Source organism: Nonomuraea sp. NPDC049421, from assembly GCF_040677005.1.
Taxonomy (GTDB): domain Bacteria; phylum Actinomycetota; class Actinomycetes; order Streptosporangiales; family Streptosporangiaceae; genus Nonomuraea; species Nonomuraea salmonea.
Window position 1 is genome coordinate 168,012 of the sequence record NZ_JBFAQA010000013.1, and the last position, 18,144, is coordinate 186,155.

General features: G+C 69.4%; 10 protein-coding genes. 7 read left to right on the forward strand and 3 right to left on the reverse strand.

Going from position 1 to position 18,144, the window contains the following annotated elements:
* Positions 1-566 precede the first annotated feature (566 nt).
* Together AB0K18_RS23430 and AB0K18_RS23435 are read right to left on the reverse strand one after the other, a co-directional pair.
* The gene (locus AB0K18_RS23430; protein ID WP_364917554.1) at positions 567-866 is read right to left on the reverse strand and encodes a replication initiator; all 300 of its coding nucleotides are present in this window, start codon (positions 864-866) and stop codon (positions 567-569) included.
* Between the two features lie 133 nt (positions 867-999).
* On the reverse strand, positions 1,000-1,836 hold the full coding sequence (locus tag AB0K18_RS23435; RefSeq protein WP_364917557.1) for a helix-turn-helix transcriptional regulator: 837 nt from the start codon (positions 1,834-1,836) through the stop codon (positions 1,000-1,002).
* 112 nt (positions 1,837-1,948) lie between these two features.
* On the opposite strand from AB0K18_RS23435, the gene AB0K18_RS23440 reads away from it, so the two are divergent.
* A complete protein-coding gene (locus AB0K18_RS23440; protein WP_364917559.1) occupies positions 1,949-2,542 on the forward strand; it encodes an NAD(P)H-dependent oxidoreductase in 594 nt (197 codons plus the stop codon).
* A complete protein-coding gene (locus tag AB0K18_RS23445) occupies positions 2,539-3,522 on the forward strand; it encodes an aldo/keto reductase (protein ID WP_364917562.1) in 984 nt (327 codons plus the stop codon). Before AB0K18_RS23440 ends, AB0K18_RS23445 begins: the two co-directional genes overlap by 4 nt.
* A 517-nt stretch (positions 3,523-4,039) precedes the next feature.
* Here AB0K18_RS23445 and AB0K18_RS23450 read toward each other — a convergent pair.
* Complete coding sequence (locus AB0K18_RS23450) at positions 4,040-4,468, reverse strand: DUF6463 family protein (RefSeq protein ID WP_364917564.1); 429 nt, start codon at positions 4,466-4,468, stop codon at positions 4,040-4,042.
* A gap of 476 nt (positions 4,469-4,944) precedes the next feature.
* Here AB0K18_RS23450 and AB0K18_RS23455 point away from each other — a divergent pair, with 476 nt between their 5' ends.
* The 5 genes from AB0K18_RS23455 to AB0K18_RS23475 all read left to right on the forward strand — a co-directional run bounded on the left by AB0K18_RS23455 (position 4,945) and on the right by AB0K18_RS23475 (position 17,885).
* Positions 4,945-5,175: a hypothetical protein gene (locus AB0K18_RS23455; protein WP_364917566.1), complete on the forward strand. Its 231-nt coding sequence runs from the start codon at positions 4,945-4,947 to the stop codon at positions 5,173-5,175.
* An 87-nt stretch (positions 5,176-5,262) separates the two neighbouring features.
* Complete coding sequence (locus AB0K18_RS23460) at positions 5,263-6,456, forward strand: sensor histidine kinase (RefSeq protein ID WP_364917569.1); 1,194 nt, start codon at positions 5,263-5,265, stop codon at positions 6,454-6,456.
* Entirely contained in the window at positions 6,453-7,148 is a 696-nt protein-coding gene (locus tag AB0K18_RS23465; protein WP_364917572.1) for a response regulator transcription factor, read from the forward strand. The genes AB0K18_RS23460 and AB0K18_RS23465 overlap by 4 nt, the downstream gene beginning before the upstream one ends.
* Before the next feature lie 194 nt (positions 7,149-7,342).
* Positions 7,343-11,461 (forward strand): LamG-like jellyroll fold domain-containing protein, encoded by a 4,119-nt coding sequence (locus tag AB0K18_RS23470; protein ID WP_364917574.1) that lies wholly within the window; start codon positions 7,343-7,345, stop codon positions 11,459-11,461.
* Positions 11,462-11,540: 79 nt separating this feature from the next.
* The gene (locus tag AB0K18_RS23475; protein ID WP_364917576.1) at positions 11,541-17,885 is read left to right on the forward strand and encodes an RHS repeat-associated core domain-containing protein; all 6,345 of its coding nucleotides are present in this window, start codon (positions 11,541-11,543) and stop codon (positions 17,883-17,885) included.
* Positions 17,886-18,144: the final 259 nt, after the last annotated feature.

Sequence of the window (18,144 nt, forward strand, 5' to 3'; positions counted from 1 at the left end):
CTGCTCGGCATATGGATATGGGCCTTGCCACCGAATCCGAGGCTGAGGTCCCTTCCGCAGCAGCTAGTACAGCAACGGCGACACCCACAACCGCACGGTGACCATTCAGCTTCCTCTGTTCGAGCTGCATGCAGGCAAGCCGACAGTGTGCGATGGCCGGCAGTTTCTCGCGGGATTCTTCGTCTCCGTTGTGGACGGTTCTGGCGATGCGGGCATCTTCATCGACGGGGTGACCGGCCCGGATGAGACTGAAGAGCGGATTGCCTGGCTGAGCGCTGTGGACCGTGCTGGCGGCGCCATTGTCCTGGTGCGAACTCTCGTGATCAGGTGTCCGACTGGGTCGATTTGGCTGGCCGAGGGGAGGCGCGAGGAGGATTCATGCCTGCGGTGCAGTGCTCCGAGTGATAGCTCAGTGAATCCGAGAGCGCTTGAGAACTTGAGCCCTTCAGTTTCATGGATACGTGCTAACACTGCTGCTGACAACATCTCTGGAGCCGGTGATCGCGAGTGGCAGAAGAAACGTCTTCAGCTGCTGCGTGGTCCATACCGTGCCGGGTCAACTGATCTCACGTCGAGGGCGCTTGGCCTTCTCGACCGGCGCCGCCGCCGGCCCTCAGGTCCCGGTACAGCTTGGTGATCGTGGAAGCCCGAACGGCCTGCATCCGCAGAGTGCCGATGTCGGGCTTGACGTATCGCTCGATGATGTGCCGTGAGTCGGCGAGAGTCTTGGCGTACTTGGCGATGTAGCCGGCCACGGCCTGGTCGGTGAGGTCGCCGCCCATGGTGATGGGGCGGATGTCGAGCTGGTCGCCCCAGCGCAGGACGCGTTCCGGCTGGTCGGCGTAGGCCGAAGCTTTGGCCGTCACTGCACATGGGAGAAGATCCTGGGCGGGCTGCGGGCTGGATGTGACGAGGCCGAGGGTGAGGGGCATCGCCGCACAACCGCCGTGCCGTACCAGTCCGCTGTACCGACCAGCGGCACGCCGGGCCGGCTGCCCTTCACGAGATCGCGCGGAGTCGGCCCGGGAGGCGGTGGCGGAGTTGCTCAATGCCCTGGGCTGTTTTTTCGTCTGCGGGGAGGAAAACGAGCAGTTGTTGTGCATCCGAGGAGAGTTCGAGCGTCTCGCGGACCAGTCGAAGTTCGTCCCCAGACGGGTGGTTGAGTTGAAGAACCCCACGTCGCGGAACGACGTGACGGTTGAAGCGCCGTGTGAAGTCAGGGCCGGCGACAGGTGCGATTTCTGCGGTGAGCCACTCGGAGCTTTCGAGAGACGGCGCGAGCCACAAATCGAAGGCTTGCTCGTCAGCAACGTCATCCCAGTCGGTAAAGAACGTCCTGGCCTCGGGGTTGGTGAAGACGTAGCGCGTGAGGTTCGGGCTTTCGGCATCGAGCAACCCGGTTTCGCTCATCATCGCCGCGTAGCCGCTGGTGTAGCCGAGGATGTCGCCCAGCCGGTTCGTCACCACTGCGATCCCGGGCTCAAGAAGGCCGAGTGTCTCCAAGACAGACGGCCGGACGTCGCGGCGTGGCGGTGCGGGCCGGGTGTGAGCGGCACATTCACCGCCGCTGATCTTGGTGAGGTAGCGCAGGTGGCTGCGCTCCGAGGGATCGAGGCTGAGCGCATCGGCGAGCGCGTTCACCACCGCCACTGAGGGATTGCGGTCACGGCCCTGCTCGATCCGGGTCAGGTATTCCACACTGATACCGGCCCGAGCAGCCAAATCCGAGCGGCGTAGACCAGGTGCCCGGCGGCGTCCATGATCCGGTAGCCCCAGCATCTCTGGCTGGATGCTGTCACGCTTGGCGCGTATGAAGTCCCCCAACGGTGTACCCATGCGGTGAGCATACGGCGGTGCTCTCCCATCGGTAATGGAAGAGAGTGGCCCTCTGGGGGCCAGCCTGAGCACGGTCTGGTTACAGCCACTACGACACCCGATCGTGGTGGGCATGGATGACAAGCACAAGTTGGTGATCATCGTTGGAAGCGTCCGGGAAGGACGGTTCGGTCCAATGGTGGGCTCGTGGGTCGCCGATCAGGCTCGGACTCACGGTGCATTTGATGTAGACATTGTCGATCTGGCACGGGTGGAGATCCCGCTGGCCCTGCCTGCGGTACCGCCGAAGTTCGCCGGTGCGGACTACCCTCGTCCGGCTGGGATGGCGGAGCTGACCTCGGCGCTGGATGGCGCTGACGCGTTCATCGTGGTCACGCCGGAGTACAACCACAGCTATCCCGCGTCGCTCAAGGCGGCCATCGACTGGCACTTCACCCAATGGACGGCCAAGCCTGTCGCCTTCGTCAGCTACGGCGGCGCAGCAGGTGGCCGGCATGCCGTGCTGCACCTAGAGAACGTGCTCACCGAGTTGCACGCGGTGACGATTCGCGATGGTCTGGCCTTCCCGAACTACTTCACGACATGGCAGGAGGGCCGACCGCTCGACCCTGAGGCCTCCGGGTACGCCAAGACGTTGCTCGACCAACTGGCCTGGTGGGCAGGCGCACTCCGGTCGGCGCGCGAGACCGCTCCCTACCCGGCATGAGCGCGGCGACGATGGAATACGTCCCGCTCGGGCGCACCGATCTGCTGGTCAGCCGGATCGCACTCGGTTCTATGGGCTTCGCGGACCCGGCGCAAGGGGTCAACCCCTGGGCCCTGGACGAGGAAGCCGCGGCACCGATCTTCCGGCGAGCCGTCGAGTTGGGCATCACCCTGTGGGACACCGCGAATGTCTATGGCGGCGGTACGTCGGAGGAGATCGTCGGCCGCGCCGTGAAGGAGTACACCCGCCGCGAGGACGTCGTCATCGCCACCAAAGTGGGGCTCCCCATGCACAATGGCCCCGGGGGCTCTGGGCTGTCACGTAAGGCGATCCTCGACCAGGTCGACGCATCTCTTGTGCGCCTCGGCACGGACTACATCGATCTCTACCAGGTCCACCGGTTCGATCCGAGCACTCCGGTCGACGAGACGATGGAGGCCCTCCATGAGGTGGTGACGGCGGGGAAGGTTCGATACATCGGCGCCTCATCCATGTGGGCGTGGCAATTCGCCAAGATGCAGCACGCCGCCACGCATCACGGCCAGACCAGGTTCGTGTCGATGCAGAACCAGTACAGCCTCGTGCAACGCGAGGACGAGCGGGAGATGTTTCCTCTGCTCGCCGACCAAGGCGTCTCCAGCCTGCCATGGTGCCCACTCGCCAAGGGACGCCTAGCCCGGCCCTACGGCCAGGCCACGGACCGCTCGACGAGAGATCCCATCGGGCAGCGGTTCTTCGGTGACGTCGACCGCCCGATCGTCGACGCCGTTCACCGAATCGCGACAGTGCGTGAAATCCCCATGGCTTGCGTTGCTCTCGCCTGGGTCCTTGGCAACCACGCCGTCGCCGCCCCGGTCATCGGAGCGACCAGGGCATCCCATCTCGACGACGCGGTGGCCGCCCTGGCCGTGCAACTCGACGAAACTGAGCGCGATGCCGTGGAAAGCCCATATACGCCGCGCCGACCAACCGGATTTTGACGGCCGGTGGCCGCTGGGCAGCGTTGTGTCGGCACTGCCGCTCTGCTCGGGCTCTGTGCCCGCCGCGTGCTACGGGCCTGCGGTGGGTAGTGGTCGTCGGTTGCCGCAAGGGCGAACTGTTCCAGGATCCAGGCGGTGCGGCGCCGGCGAGGGCGGTGCCGACCAGCAGCTTGCGGATCTCGCTCATGGTGGGTGCTCCTGTGTGAGAGGCCGCCGCGGCCAAGGAGCATCTGATCGGCAGTGAGGGCCGGCAGTACGTCGGACTGGGCACCGAACCGTGCTGGGTGCCCATGGGGCAGTTACGGCAGCGGCGCTGATGATGGGATCGCCCCAAGTGCTGACAGTTCAGATAAAGCCGGACTCAGGTAGTTCACGCGGGCATGCGCCCATCCCCGGCGCACCGTCCCAGGGATGACCGTCCGTCCAGCCGAGGCTTCGTGTTTGGCATGACGTTTTCGCGATCTTGCTAATTGGAGGCCGCCGCTTGGGCGAAGGGGCGGCGGCTGTGGTGGGCTGCTCAGGGCGAAGGGCGGGGGTGTCGGCCGGCGGTGATGGTCGCTGCGATGAGGAGTACGGCGGGGACGGCGGTGAGGAGGAAACCGCTTGGTCCGATCAGGCTGACGGCCAGCGCTCCCCAGGCGAGGATCACCCAGCCGACATATCCGGGGACGTGTTGGCCCTGCCGACCCGCTCGCGCCACCAGTAGGCCTAGCAGCGCCAGCACTACGACGAATCCGCCGGGCAGCGCCCAGAACGTCGCCACCGAGTCGCTGTCCGCGGCACCGTTGCGGAGGTCGCCGGCGAGCCAGCTGGACCAGGGAGCGAGGCCGGCGAACACGGCGGTGTGCGCCACGGCGATGAAGATCATGGTTCGGCCGGCCCACATGGTGAGCCGGCTCGGGGGTGCGGACAATGCAGGTGGGCTGACCGCGGGTGTATTGCTCATGGTTGTCAGCTTCTCTGGGCATCGTTCGGTGTGGTTCCCCCTGCGGGGCGAAGCCGTTCCCTCGTTCTGGGGAGTGGCACGGGGGCGCCGAAGGCGGGCTCAGTGCCTGAACGCCTCGCCGGTTCACGGTAGGCGTCGGACCGGGTGACGGCCGTCCACTGTGGCGGGGCGGACGCACCGGCTCTTGTCGTCGGGTGGCTCAGTCAGGCGTGCCTACTCTGGCGAAGATCGTCAGCGAGGTGGCCTGTTTCATGGACCTTGCGATTCTGGCGGACGAGCGTCTGTTCGGAGTGGTGGTTGCTCCGCCCCGGACAATGTCCCCTTCGTACGGCACATCGGTGAACGGCTGGTCCGCGTTGGCGAGCGGTTCGGTGAGGGTGCGGGCGGTCCTGAGGTGAGGGGAGCGGAGTTCGTGTTCGAGTCGGGGAGTGTGGTCGCGGAGAATTGGGTGGCGATCTGCGGCTGATGTCCTGAGGGTGGCGCTTGTGCTCCTGCGGCTCGCTCGCCGTTCGGTACAAGGCCAGGGGTTCGGCTCCCCCGTCGGCTCCCCCGTCGGCTCCCCCGTCGGCTCCCCCGTCGGCTCCCCCGTCGTCGCCCGTCGGCTCTACCTGCTGATGATCCGGCGCGGCGACAGCGACGACCGGGACGGGCTTCGGATGGGCTGGTCGCGCCGTGACGGAATTCTCATGGCCTTCAACCGATCTTGAGGGGTGGCGGCCGGGGTGCGTGCGGGCGGCTCAAGTTCAACCCCTGGTTCGATGACGGAGCGGGCGGCGGGTCTTATGCTCCGAGCGGTGATCACGTTGTGGCACGGCCAGACGAACGGGCGGGGCAGGATCGACACGCGGGTGATCGACACCGCTCTCGCCGTGCTGCTCACCGTGGCTTGCTACGCGTCGGCGACGCAGTTCTCGGCGCCCGGCTGGCCCCCGCTCGACGCCCTGGCGCTCCTGCTCATCGGCCTCGGCAACCTCCCGCTGATCTGGCGCAGCCGCGCCCCGGTGGTCGTGCTGGCCGTCACGTGGCTCATCTGGTCGGTCTACCTTCTTCTCGGCTACCCGCCCATGGCCACGTGGGCGTCGCTGGTGGCGCTGTACACGGTGGCCGCGCGCAGGCCGGTGAAGGTGTCGGCGCTCTGCCTTGCGGCCGTTGCGCTCCTGGTGCTGGTCGGAGGGCTGCTGCTGGTGTCGGCCATGGCGGCCTTGGGCCAGGTCCTGGCGGTGATGGTCATGTGGGCGTTCGGCGTCGACAGGTACCAGCTCTCGGTGCTGAGCGCGCAGTTACGGCACGAGCAGGAGGACCGGGCTCAGCGGGCCGTGACCGAGGAACGGGTGCGCATCGCCCGCGAGCTGCATGACATCGTGGCCCATCACATGTCCGTGGTGTCGGTCCAGGCGGGTTTGGCCAGATATGTGTTCAACTCCGACCCGGCGGTGACGCGTACGGCCCTGGACACCATCGCCACCAGCAGCTTCGAGGCCCAGGAGGAGATGCGCAGGCTCCTGACCGTGCTGCGCACCAACGGCGAGGACCCCGGCTACGCCCCGGCACCGGGCCTGGCAGACCTGAACGAGCTGGCCGAGCGGGTCAGGGCCGCCGGAGTGCCGGTCGAGGTCAGCGTCAAGGGCATGCCGAGGCCCGTGGGACCGGGCGCCGACCAGTGCGTCTACCGCGTCGTCCAGGAGTCGCTCACCAACGTGATCAAACATGCGGGTCCTGCGAAGGTGGTCATCGCGCTCACGTACACCGCCGCCATGCTCATCGTGCGCATCGTCGACGACGGCGTCGGTCCGTCCGCTCGGAGGCAGGAGAACGTCGCGGCGCACGGCTTGCTGGGAATGCGGGAACGCGCGAGGCTGTATGGCGGAGCGGTGATCACGGGGCCTCGCCCCCAGGGCGGCTTCGAAGTCGTGCTCACCCTGCCTCTGCCGTCCGCGGGCGCGCAGGCCGGAAGCGAAGAGCGGGTGGAAGGGGCAGACCCGGAATGACCAGCGTGCTCGTCGTCGACGATCAGATTCTCATCCGCGCGGGTCTGGCCGCGCTGCTGCGGGCCGCACCGGGGATCGAGGTGGCGGGAGAGGCGGAGGACGGCGACGAGGCGGTGACGCTGGCGGCCGACACCCGGCCGGACATCGTGCTGATGGACATCCGCATGCCGCGCCTGGACGGCATCGAGGCCACGCGCCGCATCATCGCCCAGACTCCCAAGCGACCACCGAAAGTGGTCATGCTCACCACCTTCGACCTCGACGAGTACGTCTTCGCGGCGCTGTCGATCGGAGCCTGCGGCTTCCTGCTGAAGAACTGCCCGCCCGAGCGTCTGCTGGCCGCCATCGACATGGTGGCCGCGGGGGACATGTTGTTCGCCCCGAGCGTCACCCGCCGCCTGATCGAGGCGTACACGCAACAGGGCGGTACGGCCTGCCCGCCGTCCGACGCGCCTGAGCTCAGCATGCTCACCGGCCGCGAGCTGCAGGTGCTGCGGCTGGTGGGTACGGGCCTGGCCAACGCCGACATCGCCGCGCAGCTGGTCGTCAGCGAGGCGACGGTCAAGACCCATCTCAACCGGGCGATGGCCAAGCTCGGCCTGGCCAGCCGGGCCCAGGCGGTGGTCACGGCGTACGAGACAGGGCTGGTCATGGCCCGCGGCCACCGGACCATGAAGGAGCAGGAGGCCTAACGCCGCGGTCCTGGCCGTACCGCGAAGGTTTACGGGCGAGGCTTCGCTACCGCCATCGTTGTAGTCAAGAATCAAACCGCCGCCGAATGTTCTCCCGATCTTCCCTCACCTAGTTTCTGATCATCGGACAGGTCCTGGGGAACGGGGTCGCAATGGTCGTGGTGCTCGGTGGCAGGGGCCGATTAAGGCGAGCGGTGGCACAGGGTACGGCGGTGCTCGCCGTGCTGGCCTGCGTGGCCGCCGGCGGGACCGAGGCGGCGGCCGAGGCGGCCGCGGCCACCGACCCGCCACCGGGTAGCACGACGTCCCAGGTCACCGCGCCCGCCGACGGCGCGGTGACCGAGATCGAGGCATCCAGGCTGGCCCGCTCGTCGGGCCGCCCGGTAGAGCTGCTGTCGCAGCGGGGCGAGCACCACACGGTCAGGGTCATGCCCAACGGCCGGTTCGAGGTGACCGAACACCTGCGGCCGGTGCGTACGCGCCGCGACGGGCAGTGGGCCGACATCGACACCACGCTGCGCCGTGAAGGCTCCGGTCTCGTCCCGGCCGCGACTGCCGTCGAGCTGCGGTTGTCGGGCGGCGGGCAGGAACCGCTGGTACGGATGTCGCGGGCGGGCCGCGAGCTGTCCCTGTCGTGGCCGGGCCCGCTGCCGGAACCCGTCATCGACGGTGACACCGCCGTCTACCAGGGCGTTCTTGGCACCGATGTCGATCTCCGCGTACGTGCGCTGCCCGACGGCTTCTCCCACACCCTCGTGATCAAAACCGCGGCGGCGGCCGGCGACCCGCGGCTGGCCGAGCTGGCCTTCACCCTGGGGACCGATCGGCTGTCCGTGGACAGGGACGCCACCGGTGTGCTGCGGGCCAGGGACGGCGCCACCGGCGAGGCCGTGTTCGAAGCCCCTTCCCCGGTCATGTGGGACTCCTCGCGACCCGCCGCCGCCCGGGGGCCGGCAGCGCAAGCGCAGACGCAGGACCTGAGCAAGGGGCCGGGAGAGGGTTCGCGGACCGCCAAGGTAGGGGTCGGCCTGGGCGGCCGGCAGCTCGCGCTCACCCCGGACCAGGAACTGCTGACCTCGCCGGACACCACGTTCCCCGTCTACATCGACCCGGTGTGGCAGACCAGCGCCGCCTACTACTGGGGAATGGTGTCCTCGGGCTATCCGGATGAGAACTATCCGAAGTTCAACGGCAACGCCACGGAGGGTGTGGGCCGCTGCGAGGTCGCCAAGGACGGCCGGTGCGTCAAGAACCAGACCAAGCGGATCTTCTACCGGATGAAGCTGCCCTCCATCAAGGGCAAGTACATCGAGTCGGCCGAGTTCGTCGCCTACGAGACCGCGGCGTACGACTGCCACAACGCCACGTCGGTGCAGCTGTGGCGGGCCAGCGCGCTGACCTCCGGGGCGACGTGGAACAACACGAAGAACGACTGGCTGGAGCATCTGACCTCGCGCGACGTCGCCTACTGCTCGCGGGCGCCGGTCGAGTTCGGCGGGTCCAAGCTGCGTGCCCACGTGCAGAGCGCGGTGAACAAGGGTTACTCGACCATCACCTTCGGGCTGAGGGCCTACAGCGAGAGTTCGATGTCCTGGTGGAAGCGCTTCGCCGATGACGCCTACCTGCGCATCCAGTACAACCGGCCGCCGCACCAGCCCAACACCGGATCGATGTTCGCCAGCCCAGGCACCAAGTGCGTGGACAAGGCGGAGGCCCAGTGGGTCAACGACCTGTCCACCGTGTACGCCTACCTGTGGGACCCGGACACCGAGGACTCCAAGAAGGTACAGGGCCAGTTCACCCTGCACTGGGCCGACAAGGCCGACGGCTCGGACTGGGGCGCCAAGTGGACCGCGCCGCTGACGCCCGCGCTGACCTCAGGAAGCAGACATCAGATCAAGCTGCCGTCCACCATCCCCCAGAAGAAGCTCATCGGATGGGGCGTACGCGCCTGGGACGGCGTGCAATGGGGCCCGTGGAGCTACGACGGCGCGCAGACCGGCTGCTACTTCTCCTACGACCCCTCGGTGCCGGCCGCGCCTGTGGTGTCCTCCGCCGAATACCCGGGCGACCAGAGCTGGCACGGCGGTGTCGGCGACCAGGGCACCTTCACCATCAGCGATCCGGCCAAGGCCGCGGCCCGCTACGAGCTGAAGCTCAACGGCGTCCCCCTCACCACCGTCACCACGAGCAACGGCGCGGCTCGCCAGGTCGCCGTGGCGCCGAGCCGGTCGGGACCCAATCTGCTGACCGTGCAGGCGTTCACGCAGGCCGCCCAGAACAGCGCGCCGACCACGTACGAGTTCTGGGCCCGCGCGGGCGCGGACGCGGCGGCCAGGTTCACGCTGGACGAGGCGGCCGGCGCGAGCAGTGTGACCGGCCAGAGCGCCGGCACGCCCGCGTACGTCCGCGGCGGTGCCACGCTGGGCGGCGCGGGCCAGGCGGGAACGGCGCTCACCCTCGACGGGACCAGCGGCCACGCCGAGACCAACCTGCCGGTGTTGCGCACCGGGGAGAGTTTCACCGTCTCCGCCTGGGTCAGGCCGACCGCTCTCGGCATGGTCAACGCACTCGCCCAGGACGGTGCGCACCAGAGCGGCTTCCAGCTCGGCATCGACCCGTCCGGGCTGCCGGAGTTCAAGATGCCCAGCACCGACACCGCCGGGGACGGCGGCGGCGTGTGGCACTCGGCCAAGGCGGGCACCGCCCTGCCGCTGGGCTCGTGGTCACATCTCACCGGCGTCTACGACCAGCCCTCCGCCCAGCTGCGTCTCTACGTGGGCGGGCAGCTCGCGGGGACGGCGAGTGGCGTGAGCGCCTGGCAGGCCGCGGGCGCGCTGCAGTTCGGGCGCAGCAAGTACAACGACGCCCAGGTCAACCAGTGGGCCGGCGGCATCGACGAGGTCAGGCTGTTCCAGCGGCCGCTGACGGACCAGGAGGCCGGGCAGCTCGCGGCGGGCGCGGCGCCGGCGGGCGCGGTCGCGTACTGGCCGATGGACGAGCAAACGGGAGCCGGCCGCGTGTACAGCGCCGCCGCGCCCGTCCAGGCCGCGCTGTCCGGCGGCGTCACGCTCGGCCAGGACGGCCAGGACGGTACGGCGCTGCGCCTGGACGGCGTCACCGGCCACGCCGCCACGGCCGGTCCCGTCGTGGACACCACCAAGAGCTTCGCGGTGTCGGCGTGGGTCCGGCTGGAGACCGGCCGGCTCGACCAGCACTATTCGGTCCTCTCCCAGGACGGCGTGCGCAAGAGCGGGTTCTACCTCAAGTACGAGGGCGGCATCAAGAAGTGGGTGTTCGGCAAGGCCAAGACCGACACCGATGAGAGCGGCTGGTACCAGGCGGTCTCGAATGTCACCCCGGCCGTGAACTCCTGGACCCACCTGGTCGGCGTCTACGACGCGGTCACTCGCAGGTTGCGGATCTATGTCAACGGCGAGCAGGGCACCGACAGCGGCCCGCTGGACCTGGTCTGGCACGCCGGCGGACCCTTGCAGATCGGCCGCAGCAAGTGGCTGGGCGCCTACGTGGACCAGTGGCCTGGCCTGATCGACGACGTGCGCGTCTACGACCGCTCGCTTGGCGCGGTCGAGGCCGAGGAACTCGTCACCCAGCACCCGGTGGTGAAGGGACGCTGGAAGCTCAACTCGGGAGGCGCGGGCGAACCGGCCGGCGCCCAGAACCTCACCCTGGCCGGCGGCGCCGTCATCGACCCCGGCTCGGGCTTCCGGTACGTCTCCAGCGCCGGGCTGCTGCTCAACGGCACCACGGCCTACGCCGAGACGGCCGCGCCGCCCGTACGGACCGATGACAGCTTCACCGTGGCGGGCTGGGTGCGCAACATGGGCCGCCCGCAGACCGCGAGGACCGTCTTCTCGCAGGCAGGGGCGGACGCCGACGCCTTCGCCCTGCGCTACGTCCCCGACCCGGCCGACCCCGAGGCCGGGGGCTGGCAGATCCAGATGCGCAACGCCGACTCCACCGCGGCCTCCGCGCTGCGCCAGGCCGGACATTCGGCCTTCAGCGAGTGGGACTGGGACCACGTCGCGCTCGTCTACGACGCGCTGCGCGACCGGATGAGCCTGTACGTCAACGGTCAGCTGGAGGAGACCTCGCTCGGCGTCTCCCAGGAGGACCAGGTGTTCGGGTTCGCCGCCGCCAACGGCGGGTTGCAGGTCGGCCGCAGCAGGTTCGGCGGCGAGTTCTGGCCCGACGCCATCGACGACGTGTGGGCCTACCAGGGCGCGCTCACCCAGGAGCAGGTCCAGATGCTGGCCACCGGCGGCGAGCTGGACACCGCCTCGGGACCCTGATCCCTCATCGGCCGCCCGCCCCCCGTGCGAGGGGGCGGGCGGTACCCCTTGTCGTGTCCTGGCCCCTGTGGAGGTCGTGATGATGGTGAGACTGAAGCGCGCGGCACTGCGCGGGACCGTGCTGGGCACGGCGGTGGCGTGCCTGGCTGGGATGGTGCCCGGCGTCCCGGCTATGGCGGAGCCTGAACCGGTCAACACGGAAAGACCGAGGACCGCTCGTACCGAACGGCCGGTCAAGGGCAAGCGCCTGGCGGCCCTGCCGCGCCCTGCCGACCCTGCCGTACGTCCCGGGCCGGCGCCGCGGGCGGACTGGCCCTCAGCGGGCACCGCCGAGGTCGGCGTGCCTGAAACGGGCCGGGCAGTGCGCGCGGGCGAGCTGCCGGTATGGATCCTTCCGGCGGGCGGAGCGAGCGCGACGCGCGCGGCGGACAAGGTGCGCGTGTCGGTGCTCGACCGGCCCGCCGCCGTCAGGGCGGGGCTCGACGGCCTCGTGCTCAGCGTGAAGCCGGCCGATGCCGCTCCCCGGCGGATCGGCCGGGAGCCCGGCAGAGTCGGTGTGCGGATCGACTACTCCTCCTTCGCGCAGTCCTACGGCGGCGGGTACGGCAGCAGGCTGCGTCTGGTACGCCTGCCGGAATGTGTGCTGACGACCCCGGACGACCCGGGCTGCCGTACGGCCACGCCCTTACCCGCCGCCAACGACGGCGCGGCCCGTACCCTGACCGCCGAGGTCGACGCATCGGCCGGGGCCGTTCTCATGGCCGCCGCAGGGGAGTCGGGCTCGCAGGGCGACTACAAGGCCAGCTCGCTGTCGCCGTCGGCCACCTGGGAGGCCGGGGGCAACGCGGGGGAGTTCACCTGGACGTACCCGATGCGGGTGCCGCCGGTGCCGGGCGACCTGAAGCCGGAGGTGGCGTTGGCGTACTCGTCGGGCAGTGTGGACGGGCGGACCGGCAACACCAACGGCCAGCCGTCCTGGGCGGGTCAGGGCTTCGAGCTGTCGCCCGGCTTCATCGAGCGCCGGTCGAAGTCGTGTGAGGACGACGGTGCGCCCAAGGACTCCTGGGGCAACTACCCGGGCGACCAGTGCTGGGGATACGACAACGCCACCGTCTCCTGGAACGGCAAGGCCGGCGAGCTCATCAAGGCCGCGGACGGGTCCTGGCGGCTCAAGGACGACGACGGCACGAAGTTCGAGAAGCTCACTGGCGCGACCAACGGCGACAACGACGGTGAGTACTGGCGAGTCACCGGCACCGACGGCGTGCAGTACTTCTTCGGCCGCAACCGACTGCCCGGCTGGAGCGACAGCCGGCCGGAGACCGCCTCGGCCTGGACGGTGCCGGTGTTCGGCGACGACGAAGACGAGCCCTGCCACAAAGCCTCCTTCGCCGGCTCCTGGTGCCAGCAGGCCTACCGCTGGAACCTCGACTACGTCGTGGACCGCGACGGCAACGCCATCACCTACACCTACGCCAAGGAGACCAACCACTACGGGCGCAACCTCAAGGCCGCCGACGAGACTCCCTACACCCGCGGCGGGTACCTCAAGACCATCTCGTACGGGCTGCGCTCCGACGCCCTGTTCGCCACCGCGCCCGCCAGGGTGGTCTTCGACACCGCCGAGCGCTGCCTGCCCGACGCCTCCTTCGACTGCGCCCCCTCCAAGATCGACGACCACCCGCAGCGCTGGTGGGACGTGCCGTGGGACCTCAACTGCGACTCCGGCCAGGAGTGCAAGGACGGCCACGGGGCGGTGGCGCCCACGTTCTGGTCGCGTAAGCGGCTGGCGAAGGTCACCACTCAGGTGATCAAGGGTGACGGCTCGGGTCACCGCAACGTGGAGTCCTGGTCCCTGGAGCACGGGTGGGGGCTGGCGGACGTGGAGCGGGACCTGCTGCTGTCCTCGATCCAGCACGCCGGGCACGCCGCGTCGGACGGGGCAGGCCCGGTGACGCTGCCCAAAGTGACCTTCCAGCACGTGCAGCTGCCCAACCGGCTGGACAAGTCGGGCGACGACATCCTCGCCTACATCCGCTACCGCGTGGGCGCGATCTATGACGAGTCCGGCGGTCAGATCGACGTGCGCTACAGCGACCCCGACTGCACGCTCGACGCGTTGCCGACGCCGCAGACCAACACCAAGCGCTGCTTCCCGGTCATCTGGCAGCCGCCGGGCCGGGAGGACCCCATCACCGACTGGTTCCACAAGTACGTCGTCACCAGCGTGACCCAGGTGGACCGTACCGGGCTGGCTCCCAACATGGCCACCAGGTACGAGTACCTGGGCGGGGCGGCCTGGCACTTCGACGACGACGACGGGCTCACCAAGGACAAGCACAAGACCTGGTCCCAATGGCGCGGCTACGGCCAGGTCAGGACCCTCACCGGCGACTTCGCCGCCCCCGCGGCCCAGGCCGACGCGTTCTACCTGCGCGGCATGGACGGCGACCGGCTCAACAAGTCGGGCGGCGAGAAGTCGGTGAAGGTCTCCGACGGCGAGGGCGGCACGTACACCGACCACGAGGCGCTGGCCGGGTTCGAGCTGCGCACGGTCCAGTACACCGGCCCGGAAGGGCAGGTCCACTCCAAGTCCGTCAAGACGCCGTGGCGGGTGCAGACCGCCTCACGGACCCGCTCCTGGGGCACGGTCACGGCCAACATCGTCAACACCGACGTCACGCGTACCTGGACGGTCAAGGACGGCGGCGGCTGGATCGAGACCAGAACCGACACCGACTACGCCGGGTCCGGCCCCGGCGCCGGCCGCAGCACGGCCGTCAGCGACCTCGGCGACGTCACCACCGACGCCGACGACAAGTGCACCCGCACCAGCTACGCCGACAACGCCGCCGCCCACATGGTGACCTTCCCCTCCCGCGTCGAGACCGTCGCCGTGGCCTGCACCGCCACCCCTGACCGGTCCCGCCAGGTCATCTCCGACACGCGTACCTACTACGACGACGGCGCCCACGGGGCCGCCCCGAGCCGGGGCAACGTGACCAAGACCGAGTCGCTGGCCTCCCACGACGGCACGACCGCCACGTACGTCACCGACAAGCAGACCACGTACGACTCCTACGGCCGCACCACCGTGGTCAAGGACGCGCTCGGACAGGCCGCCACCACCGCGTACACCGACACGCGCGGCCTGACGACCAAGGTCGCCAAGACGCCTCCCACGGTGCCGGGCACCACCCCGCTGACCGCCACCGAGGAGCTGGATCCCGCCTGGGGCCAGGCGACCGCCAAGATCGACGATGCCAACGGGCTGCGCACCGACCTCGTCTACGACGGGCTGGGACGGCTCAGCAAGGTCTGGCAGCCCAACCGCTCCAAAGCCTCCGGCCAGAAGCCCAACTTCGCCTTCGGCTACCGCATGGAGGACAAGAAGATCGTCGCCATCACCACGACCGAACTGAGCGCCACAGGCGCGGAACGCGTCGCGGAGATCGAGCTGCTGGACGGCTGGCTGCGCTCCCGGCAGACGCAGGTGCCCGGCCAGGACGGCCGGGTGATCACCGACACCTTCTACGACGAGCGCGGCCAGGTGATCAAGAGCTACTCGCCGTACCCGGCATCGGGAGCGCCCGAGCCCGAGCTGTTAGGCGTCCTGACCCCGGGCAACGTCGAGGCGCAGACCCGCACCGAGTACGACGGGCTCGGCCGCAAGACCGCCGAGATCCTGATGGTGGGCAACGGCTCCCAGCCGGAACAGGAGAAATGGCGGACCGTCACCAGCTATGGCGGCGGCAACCGCGTCTCGGTCACCCCGCCGGCGGGCGGCATCCCCACGACCGAGATCACCGACGCCCGTGGCAAGGTCGTGGAGCGCCGCCAGTATCACGGCCCCGCGCCGACCGGCGCCTACGACGTCACCCGCTACACGTACACGCCCGCGGGGGAGCAGGCGAGCGTGACGGGGCCGGACGGAGCCGTCTGGACCACCACGTACGACCAGCGCGGCCGCAAGATCAAGACCGTCGATCCGGACAAGGGCACGACCAGCTTCACCTACGACGACCTCGACAGGGAGACCTCGGTCACCGACGCGCGCGGCAAGAAGGTCTTCACCTCCTACGACGTGCAGGGTCGCAAGACCGCCACCCGCGAAGGCTCGCCGACCGGCCCCGCGCTCACCTCCTTCACCTACGACACCGCGCCCTTCGGCAAGGGCAAACTCGCCACCTCCACCCGGCACACCGCCACTGGCGACTACACCAGCGAGATCCGCCACTACGACCAGCTCGGCCGCGCCGACACCACCGCCGTCGTCGTCCCGGCCGCCGAGGGGGCCCTGGCGGGGACGTACGTCTTCACCACCTCCTTCGGTCTGGACGAGACCATCACCGGCCGGAGCCTGCCCGCCGCGGGCGGCCTGCCCGCAGAATCCCTCGTGACCACCTACGACGCCTACCTGCGACCCACCCGCCTGACCAGCAACCTGGGCACGTACGTGGCCGCCACCGACTACACCCCCACCGGCAAGCCGCTGCTGTTCGAGCTCGGCGTCACCGGCAAGCGCGTCTGGCAGACCTTCACCTACGAGTGGGGCACCCAGCGCCTGCTCACCGCCCGTACCCTGCGCGAGAACCAGAACGGCGCCGACCGCGACGCCACCTACCGCTACAACGACGCCGGCCAGGTCACGGCGATCTCCGACGCCTCCGGGCACGGCACGGACAACCAGTGCTTCGCCTACGACCATCTGCAGCGCCTGACCGAGGCCTGGACCGAGGGCGATGTCTCCTGCGCGGCCGCGCCCGCCACCGCCGTGCTCGGCGGCCCGGCCCCTTACTGGCAGTCCTTCACCTACGACGCGGCCAGCAACCGGGCCTCGGAGACCCGGCACGGGATCGGCGGCGCGGTCGACACCGTCCGCACCTACACCTACGCGTCCCCCGGCCAGGGCCACCACCTCGACCGCGTCACCCAGACCGGCGGGGCCGGCGCCCGTACCGACACCTACACCTACGACGCCGCCGGCAACACCCTCACCCGCTCGATCGGCGGCACCACCCAGAGCCTCGACTGGGACGCCACCGGCGCGCTCACCCGGATCACCGAAGGCGGCAAGAGCACCGGCTTCGTCTACGACGCCGAAGGCAACCGCCTGCTGCGCAAGGACCCGGGCGGCACCACCCTCTACCTGCCCGACACCGAGCTGCGGCTGAACGCCGGCGCCACCGCCCCCGTCGCCACCCGCTACTACCAGCACGGGGACGAGACCGTCGCCATGCGTACCACCGCGGGCGTCTCCTACCTGACCGTCGACCACCAGGACACCGCCCAGCTCGCCGTGGACGCCGTGACCCAGCAGACCACCGTGCGCCGCTTCTCCCCGTTCGGCGGCGAGCGCGGCGACGCGGCGTCCTGGCCCGGGGAGAAGGGCTTCGTCGGCGGCACCAAGGACCCCACGGGGCTCACCCACCTCGGCGCCCGCCTGTACGACCCGGACACCGGCCGGTTCATCTCCGTCGACCCGATCTTCAACGCCGACCATCCGCAGAGCTGGAACGGCTACGTCTACGCCAACAACACCCCCATCACCCAGAGCGACCCCTCCGGCCTCGACGGGCCGCTGCGGGGCAACACCCAGTGCTACTACTCCGGCAAGAACTGTGGCGGCGGAGGCTCCTCGTTGTGCAAGGCGCTGCCGATCCTCTGCCAGATTCTCAACCCGCCGCGGCCGAAGATCCCCAAGAAGGTGCGCAACGCGCTCGGCCCGATCGGCTGCGGGATTCTCTACTCCTGCTCCGGCGGCAGGAGCGGGGGAGGCGGCGGGTACCGTCCCGCGCCCCGGGCCAGGATGGTGCCCCTGCTGCGCCCGGTCCAGCCGTACGAGACCCCGTCCGGCTACGGCTCGATCTTCGTGGGCAACGTCTCCCCCCAGCGGTTCACCTACTGGGGATGGGGCGCCCTCGGCTTCGGATTCGCCGGCGCCATCCTCGATGGTGGCAAGCGGATCCCGATGCTGAACAACCTCGATGAACTGGCCGAGCTCCGGAGGATGCAGTTCGCGGCCGAACTCGGCGCGATCAAGAACGGCGGTAATCACCGCTACTGGTCCGCCTACTACAAAGCATCCATGCGGATGTCCATGAAGGAGGCCGCGGCCAAGAGCGCGCGCCTGGCCAAGCTCAGCGCGCGAGCCAACATCGCGGGAGCGGTGGTGGCGGGGGTCGACAACGGCATCTCGCAATGGAAGGAGGACGCGGGCATGGGCACCGGGATGCGTGTGGCGCGTACGGCCATCCGAGGAGGCTTCACCGCAGGCGGCGCGCTGGCCGGCGGGGCCCTCGGCAGCGCGGTGTGCGGTCCCGCCTGCGGCGCCGTCGGCGGGTACTTCGGAGCGGCGGCGGGCGGGTCGGCAGGTGCGTTCGTCGCCCGCCAGCTCCCGAGAATCAGAAAGTGGTTCGGCTGAGCGCCCGTGTCACGCCGATGTGTGCGGCCCGGATTCGATGCGCGCCCTAAGAGGTGCTGCGGATGATCCGGGCCGCGGTGACGGCGCCGTCCTGGAGACCTCGGTCGGTGAGCAGCTCGCCGTACTCGCCGTTCTCGATCAGTGCGTTGAGGGCTTTCATGATCGCGTCGCTTGGCGCGGGTTCGGTGCTGTTGACGGCCATGACGAGGGGGACGCGCCCATCGAGAGGCTCATGCCGCAGAGGTCGGCTTTGGAGCGG